The 15,835-nt window shown below is 62.7% G+C and carries 16 protein-coding genes and 1 pseudogene; 7 read left to right on the top strand and 10 right to left on the bottom strand.

Translation table 11 applies throughout. The features are described 5' to 3' along the window. The first annotated feature begins 16 nt into the window (after positions 1-16). From B4394_RS03720 to ctaD, 3 genes are all read left to right on the top strand, one after another. Positions 17-511 (top strand): VOC family protein, encoded by a 495-nt coding sequence (locus tag B4394_RS03720; RefSeq protein WP_078314261.1) that lies wholly within the window; start codon positions 17-19, stop codon positions 509-511. After that, on the top strand, positions 508-1,380 hold the full coding sequence (locus B4394_RS03725) for an NAD(P)-dependent oxidoreductase (protein ID WP_078310376.1): 873 nt from the start codon (positions 508-510) through the stop codon (positions 1,378-1,380). Before B4394_RS03720 ends, B4394_RS03725 begins: the two co-directional genes overlap by 4 nt. Before the next feature lie 72 nt (positions 1,381-1,452). Beyond that, positions 1,453-3,132 (top strand): aa3-type cytochrome oxidase subunit I, encoded by a 1,680-nt coding sequence (gene ctaD, locus B4394_RS03730; RefSeq protein WP_078314143.1) that lies wholly within the window; start codon positions 1,453-1,455, stop codon positions 3,130-3,132. Here the strand turns inward: ctaD and B4394_RS03735 are convergent. Both B4394_RS03735 and B4394_RS03740 read right to left on the bottom strand, forming a co-directional pair. Beyond that, a complete protein-coding gene (locus B4394_RS03735; RefSeq protein WP_078310604.1) occupies positions 3,129-3,563 on the bottom strand; it encodes a pyridoxamine 5'-phosphate oxidase family protein in 435 nt (144 codons plus the stop codon). The genes ctaD and B4394_RS03735 overlap by 4 nt on opposite strands. A 49-nt stretch (positions 3,564-3,612) precedes the next feature. Further along, the gene (locus tag B4394_RS03740; protein WP_286141884.1) at positions 3,613-4,461 is read right to left on the bottom strand and encodes a TIGR03621 family F420-dependent LLM class oxidoreductase; all 849 of its coding nucleotides are present in this window, start codon (positions 4,459-4,461) and stop codon (positions 3,613-3,615) included. 86 nt (positions 4,462-4,547) lie between these two features. On the opposite strand from B4394_RS03740, the gene B4394_RS03745 reads away from it, so the two are divergent. Beyond that, complete coding sequence (locus B4394_RS03745; protein WP_078314144.1) at positions 4,548-5,600, top strand: NAD(P)H-dependent amine dehydrogenase family protein; 1,053 nt, start codon at positions 4,548-4,550, stop codon at positions 5,598-5,600. Between the two features lie 23 nt (positions 5,601-5,623). On the opposite strand, the gene B4394_RS03750 is transcribed toward B4394_RS03745, so the two are convergent. From B4394_RS03750 to B4394_RS03775, 7 genes and pseudogenes are all read right to left on the bottom strand, one after another. Further along, positions 5,624-7,195, bottom strand: a complete 1,572-nt coding sequence (locus B4394_RS03750) for a histidine phosphatase family protein (protein WP_078314145.1) — start codon at positions 7,193-7,195, stop codon at positions 5,624-5,626. Positions 7,196-7,370: 175 nt separating this feature from the next. Further along, on the bottom strand, positions 7,371-8,279 hold the full coding sequence (ppk2, locus tag B4394_RS03755; RefSeq protein WP_078314146.1) for a polyphosphate kinase 2: 909 nt from the start codon (positions 8,277-8,279) through the stop codon (positions 7,371-7,373). A 58-nt stretch (positions 8,280-8,337) separates the two neighbouring features. Further along, entirely contained in the window at positions 8,338-9,087 is a 750-nt protein-coding gene (locus tag B4394_RS03760; protein ID WP_078310393.1) for an SDR family oxidoreductase, read from the bottom strand. A 9-nt stretch (positions 9,088-9,096) separates the two neighbouring features. Continuing rightward, complete coding sequence (locus B4394_RS25630; protein WP_502688415.1) at positions 9,097-9,582, bottom strand: zinc finger domain-containing protein; 486 nt, start codon at positions 9,580-9,582, stop codon at positions 9,097-9,099. 135 nt (positions 9,583-9,717) lie between these two features. Continuing rightward, positions 9,718-9,960, bottom strand: a pseudogene (locus B4394_RS25635) (DNA-formamidopyrimidine glycosylase family protein); the annotation flags it as partial. Positions 9,961-9,975: 15 nt separating this feature from the next. Beyond that, positions 9,976-10,725 carry a precorrin-6A synthase (deacetylating) gene (cobF, locus tag B4394_RS03770; RefSeq protein ID WP_078310399.1) on the bottom strand — a complete coding sequence of 250 codons (750 nt, stop codon included), beginning with the start codon at positions 10,723-10,725 and terminating at the stop codon, positions 9,976-9,978. Positions 10,726-10,731: 6 nt separating this feature from the next. Next, on the bottom strand, positions 10,732-11,382 hold the full coding sequence (locus B4394_RS03775) for a TetR/AcrR family transcriptional regulator (protein WP_078310402.1): 651 nt from the start codon (positions 11,380-11,382) through the stop codon (positions 10,732-10,734). Positions 11,383-11,491: 109 nt separating this feature from the next. Between B4394_RS03775 and B4394_RS03780 the strand changes: the two genes are divergently transcribed. Both B4394_RS03780 and B4394_RS03785 read left to right on the top strand, forming a co-directional pair. Beyond that, a complete protein-coding gene (locus B4394_RS03780) occupies positions 11,492-12,394 on the top strand; it encodes an AurF N-oxygenase family protein (protein ID WP_078310404.1) in 903 nt (300 codons plus the stop codon). Further along, the gene (locus B4394_RS03785; RefSeq protein WP_078310407.1) at positions 12,391-12,699 is read left to right on the top strand and encodes a DUF4873 domain-containing protein; all 309 of its coding nucleotides are present in this window, start codon (positions 12,391-12,393) and stop codon (positions 12,697-12,699) included. The genes B4394_RS03780 and B4394_RS03785 overlap by 4 nt, the downstream gene beginning before the upstream one ends. On the opposite strand, the gene B4394_RS03790 is transcribed toward B4394_RS03785, so the two are convergent. Then, positions 12,667-14,982: an ATP-dependent DNA ligase gene (locus B4394_RS03790; RefSeq protein ID WP_078314148.1), complete on the bottom strand. Its 2,316-nt coding sequence runs from the start codon at positions 14,980-14,982 to the stop codon at positions 12,667-12,669. The two genes, B4394_RS03785 and B4394_RS03790, sit on opposite strands and share 33 nt — an antisense overlap. Between B4394_RS03790 and ku the strand changes: the two genes are divergently transcribed. Further along, positions 14,972-15,781, top strand: coding sequence for a non-homologous end joining protein Ku (ku, locus tag B4394_RS03795; RefSeq protein ID WP_078314149.1), 810 nt, complete (start codon positions 14,972-14,974; stop codon positions 15,779-15,781). The genes B4394_RS03790 and ku overlap by 11 nt on opposite strands. Positions 15,782-15,835: the final 54 nt, after the last annotated feature.

The following is a 15,835-nucleotide window of genomic DNA, read 5'->3' on the forward strand; positions in this document are numbered from 1 at the left end:
GTTCATGGGAGGAAAGATGTCCGTCAATCACGTCGGGATTACCGTTCCCGATATCGCAGCGGCAATAGATTGGTATCGCGAGGTATTCGGATTTGAATGCATCATGGGTCCGCGCACACTCGAACCCGGACCGGCCGGAGAGCTGCCGCCGGGACTGGACGCCCGATTCGGCCGGGCCCGAATGGCCGGTCTGCAGACGGACAACGGCGTGGGTGTCGAACTCTTCGAATTCATCAGTCCCGTGACCGACCCAGCGCCGGACCGGCCTGTCGACTACACCCGGCGCGGAACCTGGCACCTGTGCCTCACGGTTACCGATGTGCAGGAACTGACGTCCGTCGCCGCCGCCAGTGGTGGACGCATCATCACGGCACCGCGACCGGTCGTTGCGGGCAGACCGTGGACCATGTCCTATCTCACGGATCCATGGGGCACCGTCATCGAACTGATGAGCCATGACTACACCGAGATATTCACCAACTGGCCCACCGAAACAGGAGCACACCAATGAGCACAATTGCCGTCATCGGACTCGGCGCCATGGGAAAGGCAGTGGCGCATAATCTTGTTCAAGCGGGCCACGAGGTGTCCGTCTGGAATCGGTCTCCTGACCCCGTGGCAGAACTCGCCGCCACCGGCGCTCACCCGCTTCAGTCGGCCACGCAGGCGTTCGAGTCCGGCGTGGTGTTCTCCGTACTGGCCGACGACCGCGCCGTGAACGAAACCTTTTTGACCCCGGAGGTTCTCGCGGCCGCATCGGGAGCTTTGCATGTCAATCTCGCGACCGTAAGTACCCAGCTGGCCGACCGTGCCACGGCCCTGCACGCCGAGCACGGTGTGGGATACGTTGCCGCACCGGTGTTCGGCAGGGTCCCGGTGGCGCAGGCAGGGCAACTGCAGGTGCTGGCCGCGGGCGACACCCACCAGATCGACAGAGCACAGCCGTTCTTCGACATCATCGGGGCGCGCACCTGGCGACTGGGCGATGCGCCGCGACAGGCCAACGTCGTCAAGATCATCGGGAACTTCCTCATCGCATCGGCCATCCAGTCGTTGAGTGAGGCCGTGAGTATGGCCGAACGATCCGGCGTGGACTCCGAACTGCTGGTCGACTTACTGACCAGCACCCTGTTCCAGGGCCCGGCGTACAGCAGCTACGGCAAGCTCATCGCCACCTCCACCTACCAACCCGCCGGGTTCACAACTACCCTGGGCCGCAAGGATGTTGGGCTGGCACTCGATGTTGCGGCGGACACCGGCCTGCGACTGCCGTTCGGCGAGGTACTGCGAACGGTTCTCGACGAGGCGCTGGCCAACGGGCAGGCCGACCTCGACTGGTCCTCGATCGCCGATCTACAGCGGGCGCGCGACGCGGGGTGACTATGGCATGATGTCCGCAGGAAATGCCTCACGTACACAGGCGAATCGCACTGTCCCGTATGGAGGTTTCCTGTGGCTACATCATCTCTCGAACTGGCGGCAAGCCGCCCCTTTCCCCCGCGGCTAGGGCCTAAAGGCTCTCTTATCTACCGACTTGTTTCCACAACCGATCACAAGCTGATCGGAATCATGTACCTCGTCACATGTTTCGCCTTCTTCATGGTGGGCGGCCTGATGGCGCTGCTGATCCGCGCCGAACTCACCATGCCGGGGCTGGCGTTCCTGTCCAACGAGCAGTACAACCAGTTGTTCACCATGCACGGCACCGCCATGCTGCTGTTCTATGCGACGCCCATCGTGTTCGGCTTCGCCAACGTGGTGCTGCCACTGCAGATTGGCGCCCCCGACGTCGCCTTCCCGCGTCTGAACGCACTCTCGTTCTGGCTCTTCCTGTTTGGTGCCCTCATCGCGATGGCCGGCTTCATCACTCCGGGGGGCGCTGCGGACTTCGGGTGGACCGCCTACACCCCACTCTCCGATGCCATTCACTCCCCCGGAGCCGGGGCCGATCTGTGGATCCTGGGTATCGCGGTGGGAGGCCTCGGCACGATCCTGGGTGCGGTCAACATGATCACCACCGTCGTGTGCATGCGCGCGCCTGGCATGGTGATGTTCCGGATGCCGATCTTCACCTGGAACATCCTGGTGGTCAGCGTGCTGGTGCTGCTCGTGTTCCCGCTCTTGGCCGCGGCGGCCATTGGACTGGCGGCCGATCGGCACCTGGGTGCACACATCTTCGATCCCGCCAATGGCGGTGTTCTGCTGTGGCAGCACCTGTTCTGGTTCTTCGGACACCCCGAGGTGTATGTGCTGGCCTTACCCTTCTTTGGCGTGGTCTCGGAGATCTTCCCGGTGTTCAGCCGCAAGCCGATCTTCGGATATACCACGCTGGTCTTTGCGACCCTGGGGATCGGGGCGCTGTCGATCGCGGTGTGGGCGCATCACATGTACGCCACCGGGGCGGTGCTGCTGCCGTTCTTCTCCTTCATGACCTTCCTGATCGCGGTTCCGACCGGTATCAAGTTCTTCAACTGGATCGGCACCATGTGGAAGGGGCAGTTGACCTTCGAGACCCCGATGCTGTTCTCGATCGGATTCCTGGTCACCTTCCTCTTCGGTGGCCTGACCGGTGTCCTTCTCGCAGCTCCCCCCATAGATTTCCACGTCACCGACTCATACTTCGTGGTGGCGCACTTCCACTACACCTTGTTCGGCACCATCGTGTTCGCGAGCTTCGCGGGCGTGTACTTCTGGTTCCCGAAGATGACGGGCCGCCTGCTCGACGAGCGTCTGGGCAAGTTCCACTTCTGGCTGACGTTCATCGGCTTCCACTCCACCTTCCTGGTGCAGCACTGGCTGGGCAATGAGGGCATGCCGCGCCGGTACGCCGACTATCTGCCCACCGATGGCTTCACGGGCTTGAACATCGTGTCGACGGTGGGTGCCTTCGTTCTCGGTTCATCGATGCTGCCATTCGTGTGGAACGTGTTCAAGAGCTACCGCTACGGCGAGGTCGTCACGGTCGATGATCCGTGGGGCTACGGCAACTCCCTGGAGTGGGCCACCAGCTGCCCGCCGCCGCGGCACAACTTCTCCGAGCTGCCCCGAATCCGTTCGGAGCGCCCGGCATTCGAGCTGCACTACCCGCACATGGTCGAGCGCATGCGCACCGAGGCGCACGTCGGGCATTAGCCCGGAACGTGGCCGCCGTCCGGCTCACACCCGAACACGAAACGGCGGCCGGTGATCTGTGCCGGGATGATCCGTACGTAATGCAGCTTCACGGTGGGTATCCACGGGTACAGTCCGCCCCGGTCGGCCTCGTCGATGTCGGCCGACGAGTTCAGCACCTGTGCCGCACCGCGCACGACGACGCTCCAGCCACCGATATCGTTGTGATCGTCCGCCTCGAACAGCACCTCGTCGCTCACGACCGCACCGAAAAGTTTGGTGCCCTCGGCCGTCCGGAACAGCACGGTGCCGCGCTGGGTCACGAAGTTGATCGGGAAGATCTCGGGTCTGCCATCGATCACTACCACCAATCTGCCCAGCTTGGCGCTCGACAGCAGGGTCCAGCTTTCGTACTTCTCGAGCAGGGTCACGGGTCGCGAATCGGGCGTCATGACGCCGATGATCGCCGATCGCCGCATCCGGCACTAGATGCGAAGGTCCCTATGTGAGGGCCGCGATCAGCGAATGAAAATCTTTGAGCCCACGTGGATCTACTCCCATATACGTCAGATAGGAGATGCCGAGTTCTTCGCGAAGTGCGAGGACCCGCTCGATGAGCTCCCCCTTGGACCCGTGTAACAGCGTGGGCGATGCGAGTAACTGATCATCGGAATCATGTGGCCGGTATACGCGCATGAGCCCCAAGTCCGGTGCGCGGTCGATAGCGACATCGAAGATCCCCAGGTTCAGCTCCGGCGAGTCCGCGCGGTGGCTGGCCGCCTCCAGTACGTATGCGGCACGTTCGGCGAGATCGGCGCGCGTCTTCGCATCGGAGATGGCGATGATATCGGCTTGCTGTGCCGCGAGTTTCAGAATCTTGTCGCCCCTGCCCGCGATCATGATCGGTACGGGAGACTGAAGTGGCCGTGGCCAATGATGCGGGCTGGAAAGCAGCCCGCGCAGCGCGCCGACGGCATCGGCGAGCTGCTGCACACGTCCGGCCGGACTCAGGAATGGCACTCCCGCTGCCTCGTATTCCTGCTGGACATATCCGGCCCCCAATCCGATCTCGACACGACCGTCGGTGAGCCGGTCAGCCGTCGCGATATCGCGCGCAAGTAGACGTGAAGAGTAGAAACCTGTGGTCAGTACGAAACTTCCGACCCGGACCGTCGTCGAAACGCTGGCGGCGGCAAGCATTACCGGGAAGGGTGCACCGACACCGAGGTGGTCGGGAACCACAATGACGTCAACACCGCAATCCTCGGCCTGCCGCACCTGGTCGCGAATCTGACCAATGTCCCCATGAGAGATCAGATTCGTCCCAAACCGAAATCCATGTCTAATCACCGAGATTCCCACCTCTCAAGATCTGGACCAAGCACTTGTTTGGTGTTATGCAGGTCTGAGGTTACTGGTTGCGAGGAGGCAATGACATGGTCTATCGAGTGGTCCAGTGGGCGACCGGTGAAGTGGGCAGGGCCGCGATCGCTGCGGTGATCGCACACCCGGAACTACAGCTGGTGGGGTGCTGGGTGCACTCACCGCAGAAGACCGGCGTCGATGTCGGCGAGCTCATCGGCCAGGCAGCCTTGGGCATCACCACGACCAACAGTCTGGACGACATCCTCGCTCTGGACGCCGATTGTGTGATCTATAGCCCGCTGCTCCCTAACCCGTCGGAGGTCGCGGCATTGCTCGCCTCAGGCAAGAATGTGGTCACCCCCGTCGGTTGGTTCTATCCCGACAGTTCCGGCCGTGATCTGGATGCCACTGCCCGCCAGGCCGGAGTGACACTGCACGGCACAGGAATTGATCCCGGCGGTATCACTGATCTGTATCCATTGATCTTCTCGTCCATGACCTCCGCTGTCACCTATGTGCGCGCCGAGGAGTATTCGGACATCCGCACCTATGGCGCGCCGGATGTCATCCGACACATCATGAAGTTTGGCGGCACACCCGAAGAGGCAATCAGCGGACCGATGCCCAAACTGTTGGGCGGCGGGTTCAAACAGTCCCTACGAATGATCCTCGACGGTATGGGCTTCGCAGAGATGGAGATCCGGCCCAATCTCAAGGTCGCCGTAGCCACCGCGGACATCGATTCTCCGATAGGCGTCATCCGACCCGGATGCGTTGCCGGTCAGCAATTCTCGTGGGAGGCATTCATCGGGGACGAGACCGTCGCGCGAATCGCCGTAAACTGGCTGATGGGCGAAGAATACTTGGAACCCGCCTGGGCCTTCGGCCCCAGCGGTCCGCGCTACGAGGTCGAGGTGCGCGGCACTCCCTCGTCATCGTGCACGATCACCGGCTTTCATCCCCACAGCGTCGAGGCCGGGCTCCTCGCCAACGAGGGCGTGGTCGCGACGGCGGCGCACTGTGTCAACTCCGTGCCCTACGTGTGTGAGGCTCAGCCGGGGCTCAAGTCGTACCTTGACCTTCCGCTCATCGCGGGCAGAGCACATCACCGGCTCCATCGGTGACCGACGGAGCCGGGATGCGCTCGTTAGGCGGCGTCCTTATGAGATGAACCGCTGGCTCCCGATCCCTCGGACCCGCCGCTCTTCGATGTGCTGGAGGTAGCAGGTGTGGCGGCCTTCGACTCCGCGCCCGCCGGTTCACTCTTGTTGCCGGTGCTCGCGGCAGGTTCGGACTTGGACGGAGTACCGGTGATCTTCTGGACCGCATCAGACGCCTTCTGAAGCGTGGCCGTGAGGTGGTCCTTCACCCTCTGCACACCGTTGGGGGTCTTACCCGGCTCGGACTTGTTACCGCCGGTCAGATCCGTTGCGCCGTTTGCCTTCACCGGCTTACTCGGCAACGTAACAACCTTGGCCGGTGTTGCGGCCTCCGGAGCCTTGACGGCAGGCTCCGGTGTTTCCAGTGTATTCGCTTCTGGCACCTTGACTTCTGGTGATTTTGCTTCTGGCGCGGCCGATTCATCGGCCTTGGTGGCTGGCTTGGCGGATTCGGCCTTCTTGTCCGCCACCGCCTCGACCACCGTGGCGGTCTTCTTCGCCTCGATGACCTTGACGTCGGCGAGCTTCGACTCATGGGTCTCGGTGTTGACCTTGGATTCGCGCACAGCAGTCGACTTGTTTTCCGTCATGGCGGCATCCGGCTTGACGGATTGATCCAGCGCCTTCGGTAATGCGCCGCGCACCTCGTTGATGACGTCACGGGCCACTGCCACCGGGAAGTGCACCGTGGACTTGATGACATCCACCACTCCCTTGGCGACCTCATCGGCCACCTTGGAGATATCGCCGGTCGCGATCGCCTGCTGGATGCGATATGCCGTTGTCTGCGGCTGCACGAAGAAGTTGCGGAAGTCTACGAACAGCTTGGTCGGCAACGAAGGAGTCTGGTTGACGGGCTTGCCATTCCACTCTTTGAGTGTCCAGCCACCCTCGGGTGTGCCCTCCACCTTCACCACCGAGGTGTTGCTCAGCGGATCGGAGAGCAGCAGGGTGGGATCCGGATTGTCGACGTTCATCATGACCCAGAACATGATGGTGGCCCCGTGGGAGTACACCACCGCATTGCGGTCGCCGTTCTCGTAGATCGTCTTCACCGAGTCATCGACACGTGCGTCAAATGCGTTGCCATCCTCGCCGCCGGGCACCGGCACGAAACGAGCGCCCAATGTCCACAACAAGGGCGCGGCGATGTATCCGATGCGGCCGATGCCGTCCTTCTCCGATTGCCCCTCGAAGATGCCTGCGCCGATCTCACGCAGGCCGCCCAGCACCGTGGCCTTTTCACCCAGCTTGTCCTCCATGGGCTTAGCGGTCTCCTGGGTTCGGATCATGTCCGACGCATAGATGCCATCGAAGCCTCCACCGAGCGTGTCGGCGACATCCTTCGCCTGCTGCTGCCCCGTCGGCGTCAGATGCGGCCCGGGGACCGAGGTGTCAATCTTCCCCGATGCGTTGCCCTCGGATTCACCGTGTCGCACAAAGGTAATGGTCATCGGATCGGCCGCCCAGGCAACAACCGCGGTGACTATCGAGAAGACGACGGCAGCGATCACCGTCGTCAGGACACGCGACATTGCCCGCGTTTTCGATTGACGCATTGAGAATCCCCATCCATAGGTCATGTGAGTGCGCTCACATTAGCGATGCCTGATCCGAGTTAGGCAATGTTTCATCCCGCTGAGCGGACCATATGGATGTGACCAAATCTAGAACGAGATATTAAGCGAAAACCCTTGCAGGGCTGAACATTCAGTGCTTCAATGCTTCACCCGGCTAACGCGAACCGGCCTTCTCTCCCTCTTCGAAGATCGCCGAGGCGGGTCCGACGATCAGCGGATCCGGGGCACCCACGATCTCCACGTCTTTGTTGTCATAGTCGAATTGCGAGAGCACGTATCGCATCGCCTCCAGGCGGGCACGTTTCTTGTCGTTGCTCTTAACTACCGTCCAGGGCGCACTGTCGGTATCGGTGTAGAAGAACATGGCCTCCTTGGCCTCGGTGTACGCGTCCCACTTGTCAAGGGATGCGAGGTCGGTCGGCGAGAGCTTCCAGTGCCGAACGGGATCGGTACGCCGGGCCGCGAAGCGCGCCAACTGTTCCTTGCGGCTCACCGAGAACCACAACTTGATCAGGTGTGTACCCGAATTCACCAGCATGCGTTCGTATTCCGGCGCCTCGCGCAGGAATTCAGCGCACTGCGCAGGAGTGCAGTAGCCCATCACGCGCTCGACACCTGCCCGGTTGTACCAGGAGCGATCCATCAGCACGATCTCCCCGCCGCTGGGCAGGTGCGCGGTGTATCGCTGGAAATACCACTGACTCTGTTCCACCGGTGTCGGCTTCTCGAGCGCCACCACGCGGGCACCGCGGGGATTGAGGTGCTCGGTGAACCTCTTGATCGACCCGCCCTTACCGGCGGCGTCGCGGCCTTCGAAGACGATGCAGATCTTCTCGCCGTTCTCCTTGACCCACAGCTGCAGCTTGAGCAACTCGATCTGCAATTTGCGCTTGGCCTTCTCGTATTCCTTGCGGGTGAGTTTCTCGTCGTAGGGATAGCCCTGTTTCCAGGCGTCCTTGCCCTCTTTGTTGCGTTTGATTCCACCGCGCAGACTCGCGAGTTCATCGAGTTCGGCTGCGTAGTCCACCGTGACGGAAGCGTTGTGTTTCTTTTCCTCGCCCATGGATTCAGCATCCCACGTGGGCACAAAGTCCCACGTGGGAGGGAAACCCCTAGCCGGTTCAGGCCAGGCGTCCCGCCAACCGCGGTGGAATCAAGCGCATGATCAAGGTCACCGGGGCCCACGGCCAGCGCGGCACCGCAGCACGTCCGGGCTCCCTCTCGATGGCGTCCACCATCGCCGTCACACCAGTCTTGGTGTCCACCATCATCGGGGTGGTCGGCGACTTGGCGCTCAAGTCGGTCTGGATGTAGCCGGGCTCGATGGTGCTGACTTTGATAGGGCCGGTGGCGTATTCGGCACGCAGCGACTCGCCCAGCGAGGACAGTCCAGCCTTGCTGGCCGCGTAAGCCGCCTTGGTGCCGGGCAGCCCCTTGGCCGCGGTTACCGACGAGATGAGCACCAGGTGCCCGTGGCCCTGCTCTTTGAACAGCGCCAGCGCCGCTTCGATCTGCACCAGCGCACCAATGAGATTGGTTTCGATGGTTTGGATGTTGGCCCACGACTTGCCGCCGCCCAGATGCCAGCCCTTGGCGATACCGGCGTTCACGACTACGCGGTCCAGGCCGCCGAGCTCCTCGCGCAGCTCACCGAAGACCACCGGCACCGAGTCATGGTCGGTGACGTCCAGGGACCGCACGGCGACCGAGATACCCGGGTTGGCGGCCAACAGCTCAGCCTTGAGTTCTTCCAGCGCCTCGGTGCGCCGGGCGCACAGCGCCAGGTCACGTCCCTTCGCGGCGAACTGACGGGCCATCTCGGCGCCCAGGCCGGAGCTCGCCCCGGTGATAAGGATCTTCTGTCGCGTCACGTTGTCACTTTATTTGAGGAGCCGCGAGAGCCGACGGTCGGCCAGCACCTTGCCGCCGGTCTGGCATGTCGGGCAGTACTGGAACGACTTGTCGGCGAACGACACCTCCCGCACCACGTCGCCGCACACCGGGCAGGGCATACCGGTTCGCGCGTGCACCCGCAATCCGGATCGCTTCTCCCCCTTGAGAGTCGCCGCTTGCTGCCCCACGCTGCGCTCCACCGCGTCGGTGAGGACCGACTGCATCGCCTCGTACAACGCCGCCAGCTGGCCGTCGGTGAGTGCCTTTCCGCTGGCGAAGGGAGACAGCTTGGCCACATGCAGGATCTCGTCGCTGTATGCGTTGCCAATCCCGGCGATCACTCGCTGGTCGGTGATCACGTTCTTCAGACGTGCGGTGGTGCCGGACAAGATATCGGCCAATCCGGCGGCGGTCAGAGAGAGCGCATCGGGCCCCAAGGAGGCGATCTGCGGCACAGAGGCCGGGTCGGCCACGACCCACACGGCCAAACGCTTTTGGGTGCCGGCCTCGGTGAGATCGAATCCCGGTGCATCGCCAGGTGTTCCAAGATGCACCCGCAGTGCGATGGGCCCCTTGCCTGGCTTGAGTGGCGCTGCCGCCAGCTTGCCCGACCAGCGCAGCCACCCGGCGCGCGACAGGTGGGCAATCAGATACAGGTCCCCAGCCTGCAGGCCAAGGTACTTACCCCAGCGCGTCGCACCCGTGACCGTCCGGCCGTACAGGGCGGTGATCGGCGGATCAAAGGTCTTGAGCACCGAGAACGCCGAGACGTCGATGCGGGCGATGGTGGTCCCGGCCGCGTGACGACGCAAGTAATCGGCGAGTGCCTCGACTTCCGGTAGTTCGGGCATGTGCTCAGTCTGCCTCTACTCGCCGACACTCCGCAGGAGGTAAGTGTCCATGATCCATCCATGTTCGGCCCGGGCCGAGGCACGAACCTCGGCGATTCGGGCACCTACCTCGCCGACCGCCCCCGACACCAACAGCTCGTGTTCGGTGCCCAGGTAAGCACCCCACCAGATCTGTGTCGACGGCTCCAGCTGCCGGAACGCGCAATCACCGTCGAGCATCACCACCACGGTTCCTGTGCGGGGCCACTCATCCAGCAACCGGCGCCCGGTCGTGATGAGCACCGGTTCCCCGATACCGTTCAGCACAATCCGGTGCCGCGCGGTGAGCGCGGAAATCGCCGTAATACCCGGCAGCACGTCGTACTCGAATGCGTGGGGATCGTGGACCAGGATCGCATCCAGAATCCGCAGCGTGCTGTCGTAGAGGGAAGGATCCCCCCAGGCCAGAAAGGCGCCAACTCCGTTCTCGGGCAGTTCGGAAGCAATTGCTTTGCCCCACAAGGCAGCCCGTTCGGCATGCCACTGCGACACCGCGCCCCGATACTCACCCTTGCCGCGGACCGGGTCGGACAACTCAACGAAGCGATAGTCCGGGTCGGTGATGTAGCGCTCGCAGATATGGCGACGCAGTTCGACCAGATCGCCCTTGGTGTCACCTTTGTCGGCGACGAAGAAGACGTCGACCTCGTTAAGCGCCGCGATGGCCTGCACGGTCAGGTATTCGGGATGACCGGCGCCAATCCCGATGACGCGAATCCGTCGCATAGCGACTTAAGAAGCAGCCGAATTGGGAGTCAACACCGCCGAGATCTCCTCGGTGATCGCCGATACGGTGAGCAGGTTGCCGATGAAATCGCCCAACTGCTCGTCGCTCTGAGTCTCGACAACACCGGGAGTCACCAACAACGAGGCGGCGATCCGGAAGCTCCACTCGGCGGCGGCCCGGACGTTGATGCTGGCCAGCTGCTCCTCGGTGAGCAACTTGCGGAAGTACGGGGCCAGCAACACGGTCGTCTGGTCGATGAACGGACGGGCCTTGACCGTCAGGTACGGCAGCACCTGCTCGGGGTTCTCCTTGAGGCCCTTCTGCAGCAACGGATGGTGGCGACCGTGCTGGACGATGCGCACGATGGCATCGATGAATCCGGTGCGCGGCGTCTTGGCCGTCGCGAAGACCGGTTCCAGAATCTCTCCGAAACGCAGAAATTCGCGATGGAACAGCGCCTCGATGATCGCGGCCTGGTCACCCACGTGCTTGTAGACGGTGGGCCGCGACAGGCCGGCCTTCTTGGCGATCAGCGCATGCAGGCGCGCCTCGTAGCCATGTTCCAGCAAGCATTCCTCGGCGGCATCGAGGATTCGACGGCGAATCTCGCCGTGATCGCGGGTGCGGCCACGATGGCTCGACCGGCTCACTTTCATCGGTGCCTACTTTCGTTCGCCACACAAATTACGTGGCACTTCGCGTCTCACTTGACGCCTCAACCTGCAACGTTTACGTTTGACATCCTAACGGAAAGGATGGCCAACGGTGACCGCAACCCTCAATAACGGCCCCACTCGCGAGGAGTACTCAGACCGGCTGCTCAAAGGTTCCGTGCGCAGGTCGTACCAGCCGATGGTCGACCTGGACTGGGATGCACCGTTAGATCCCGACAAGTACTTCCTTCCCCCGAAGGCAATCTCGCTGTATGGCACCGACATCTGGAACAACATGTCACGCGCCGAACAGATTGAGCTGTCCAAGCACGAGATGGCCAACGTCCTGTCGGTCGGCATCTGGTTCGAGAACATCCTCAATCAGAGCCTGCTGCGCGCTCTCATGCACGCCAGACCGAACAGCAGCGAGACCTTCTATTCGCTCACCGAGATCGGCGACGAGACCCGGCACATGACGATGTTCGGTAAGGCGATATCGCAAGCCGGGGTCGAGCCTTACCGGCTGCCGCTCTACCAGCGGTGGCTGGCCAACGCCCTGCCCCTGGTCCTCAAGGGCCCGATGCTCTGGGTCGCCGCCCTAATCGGCGAGGAGATCTTCGACGCGATCCAGCGCGAGATGATGGATGATCCCGAGCTGCAACCAATGGTCGCTCGGCTCATGCGAATTCACGTCACCGAGGAAGCTCGGCACATCCAGTTCGCACGTGACGGCCTGCGTCAGCGCGTTGACAAACTGCCGTGGTACGCGCGCTTCATCGTCCGGCACGTCAACGGCTTCGGCGGGCCCATCTTCATGTACCTGTTCACGAATCCGAAGATGTACCGCAACGTCGGGCTGCCCGGATATCAAACCCAGCGGATCGCGTACCGCAACGAGAACTTCCGCGAGACGCAACAGCTCGGTTTCGCACCGCTGTACAACTTCCTGACCGGTATCGGCCTGATGGGTGGAACGTCACGCTGGATGTGGCGCAAAGCAAAGTTCGTCGCATGATGGATGACGACGACCTGTACGACGGCCCCGCCGTCATCACCGCAGGCGAGTTCACCGTCGAGTCCCGGGTACGCCTGATCGGGTTCTTCAACCCGCTGGACGGCAAGTTCCACTGGCAGGGAACGATCTACGCCAAGCCGGAGGGCGGGGAGCTCAAGGGCGGCACCCAGGTCACTATCGCCGTGGGCGAGACCAGCGCACCGGGGCGGATCACCGAGCAGACCCCATGGGGCCACTTTTCGGTGGCAGGTGTGGGCGCACCGCCGTACCCGCTACCCGAGATCGAGCTCGACGTCGCCAACTGACTTATCGGTGCGCAGACCACGCCAGCTGGAATGCTTGAGGATGCCGCCGGGTGTCCGATCGCCGTAGCGGACTTCGCCAACCAGCGCCGGCTCGACAAACTGCACATCCTTGGCCTCGACCGCGGAAAGCGGTGCACTAAACGGGGATTCATCGCGGTGCAACGGTTCTAACCGCTCCTTGAGTGACGCCAATTCCTTCTCCGTGAACCCGGTACCGACCCGTCCCGCATAACGAAGGCCGCCATCGTCCGGGATTCCCATCAGCAGCGCCCCGATCCCGCTGCTGCGCCCGCCCTGCCCCTTCCGCCACCCACCGATGACGACCTCTTGGCTGCTCCAATTCTTCGCCTTGATCCAGGACTGAGTGCGGCCCGGGGCGTAACTGGAATCGAGCCTCTTGGCGACGACGCCCTCCCACCCCTGGTCATGCGAATGCGCCAGCGCTGTAGCACCATCGCCGTTCAACTGTTCCGGCACGGTCATCGTCTCGGCGCCGGAACCGAGTACGTCGAGCAGTTGGCGCCGGTCACGATACTTAGTGTGCAGCAAGGATTTTCCATCCAGATAGAGCAGATCGAAAGCCCAGAACTCCGTCTCCGTACCGGCCGTCCGATTTTGCAGCAGCGAGAAGCTCGGCAGCCCCTTCGAATCCAGTACGACCACCTCACCGTCCAGAATCACACGGTGATCGGCCAATTCGTGGGCGAGCCGCCGCAAGGCCGGGAACTCCGCGGTGACATCGCGCCCGCTGCGCGCCAAGGCCCTCATCCGGCCATGGTCGCATTCGAGAATGAGGCGGTAGCCGTCCCACTTTCCTTCGAAGGCCCATTCATCGGCCGCCAGGCCCGCCACAGATCCCGTGGCGGGCAACATCGGCGCAAGGCCGGCCGGCATGGTGGCGGGTGATCGCTGATCCTTCATTCGGTGGGCCAGCCACTGCTTGCCACCGGTTCGGATCAGCGCATACCGCCCCGAAATTCGCTTGCCATGCAGGGTGACAATGACCTCTCCTTTGGCCCCGCCGTCGGACGCGGAGTCGTCGCGTGGATCGATGAACTTCTCGGTGTCGTAGGTGCCCGAGTCCCAGATGGTCACCTCTCCCGCGCCGTACTCCCCCTTCGGAATGGTGCCTTCGAAGGTCCCGTACTCCAGTGGGTGATCCTCGGTGTGCACCGCAAGATGGTTGACCGAGGGTTCCATGGGCAGATTCTTGGGAACTGCCCACGAGACCAGCACGCCGTCACGCTCCAGCCGGAAGTCGTAGTGCAGTGCGGTGGCGTGATGCTCCTGGATGACAAACGAACTGCCGTGGCCTGCCTGCGGTTCAACGGCCGGCACCGGTTCGGGAGTGCGCGCAGGATCGCGCATGCTGCGGTACGTGGACAGCCTGTCCTCGACGATCTCGACATCGTCAAGACCGGCCAGCAGATCACCCTCGCGTTCTGCGCGCGCCACCACTTCGTCGAAACGCAGCTGACGCAGCTCCGGATCGTCGAGTTCCTCCCAGGTACGCGGCGCGGCCACGGTCGGCGCGGCGCGGCCACGCAATGAGTACGGGGCAACCGTCGTTTTGGAACCGCTGTTCTGACTCCAGTCAACGAATACCTTGCCCGCACGCAGCTCCCGGGTCATCGTTGCCGTCACCAGATCCGGCATCGACTGCTCCAGCTGGACCGCGACCTTTCGGGCGACGGTCACCGCACCGGATGAGCTGACCGGTTGCGCCAGCGGCACATACAGGTGAAGGCCCTTGCTGCCACTGGTCACGGGGAAAGTGGTCAGACCGATATCCTCGAGTACATCGCGCACCGCTCGCGCGACCTGCGCCAGCTGCGGCATGCCCACCCCCTCGCCTGGATCCAAATCGAACACCAATCGCGTTGCCGGACCAGGATTTTCGCCAACGAATCGCCATTGCGGCACATGTACTTCCAGCGCCGCCTGCTGGGCTATCCAGGCCAGCGCCACCGAGGTGTCGATCAACGGGTAGGTGACGTAGCGGGATTTGTGCTCGATGCGGCGCCGCGGAAGCCAATCCGGAGCCGACGACGCCAGGTCCTTCTCGAAGAACGATGGCTGGCCAACTCCATTAGGCCAGCGCTTGCGGGTGACCGGACGCCCCCCGATATGCGGCAGCATGAAGGGCGCAATGGCGGTGTAGTAGCCGAAAATGTCGGCTTTGGTAGTCCCGGTATCCGGGTACAGCACCTTTTCCGCGTTGGTAAGGCGCACAGAAGGTCCCGAAGCTGGCTGCGTGGGCCATACTTGGGATATGCGTTCCATCTGGAAGGGCTCCCTCGCCTTCGGGCTGGTGAACGTCCCTGTCAAGGTATACAGCGCGACCGAGGATCACGACCTCAAGTTCCATCAGGTCCACAGCAAGGACAACGGCCGGATCCGCTACAAACGCACCTGCGAAGAATGCGGTGAGATCGTCGAGTTCCGGGACATCAACAAGGCCTACGAGGCCGAGGACGGCCGCACCGTCGTCATCACCGACGAGGATCTCGCGAGCCTGCCCGCCGAGTCCAGCCGCGAGATCGAGGTGCTGGAGTTCATTCCCGCCGCCGAACTCGACCCGCTGATGTATGACAAGAGTTACTACCTGGAGCCGGATAGCAAGTCTTCGAAATCTTATGTGCTGCTGGCACAGACACTCGCGAAGACCGATCGGGTAGCGATCGTGCATTTCGCGCTGCGTAACAAGACACGGCTCGCGGCCTTGCGGGTCAAGGACTTCGGCACGCGTCAGGTGATGATCATCCACACGCTGCTATGGCCCGACGAGATTCGTGAACCCGACTTCCCCGTGCTGGACCAGGAAGTGAAGATCAAACCGGCCGAACTGTCGATGGCGGGTCAGGTGGTGGAGTCGATGGCCGACGATTTTGATCCGAGCCGGTATAACGACACGTACCAGTCGCAGCTGCTGGAGATGGTCGAGGCGAAGCTCGAAGGTGGCGAGGCGTTCACCAAGGAAGAGGCGCCCACCGAACTCGACGCTACCGACGTCTCGGACCTGCTGGCCAAGCTCGAGGCGAGCGTGAAGAAACGTCAGGCGGAGAAGGCCAGCACCAACTAGCCACCGCACACCGCAGACCCCGCGCGAAGGGGCCTCGCCACATCCCAAAGTTTC

This window comes from Mycobacterium sp. D16Q16, from assembly GCF_002013745.1.
Classification (GTDB): domain Bacteria; phylum Actinomycetota; class Actinomycetes; order Mycobacteriales; family Mycobacteriaceae; genus Mycobacterium.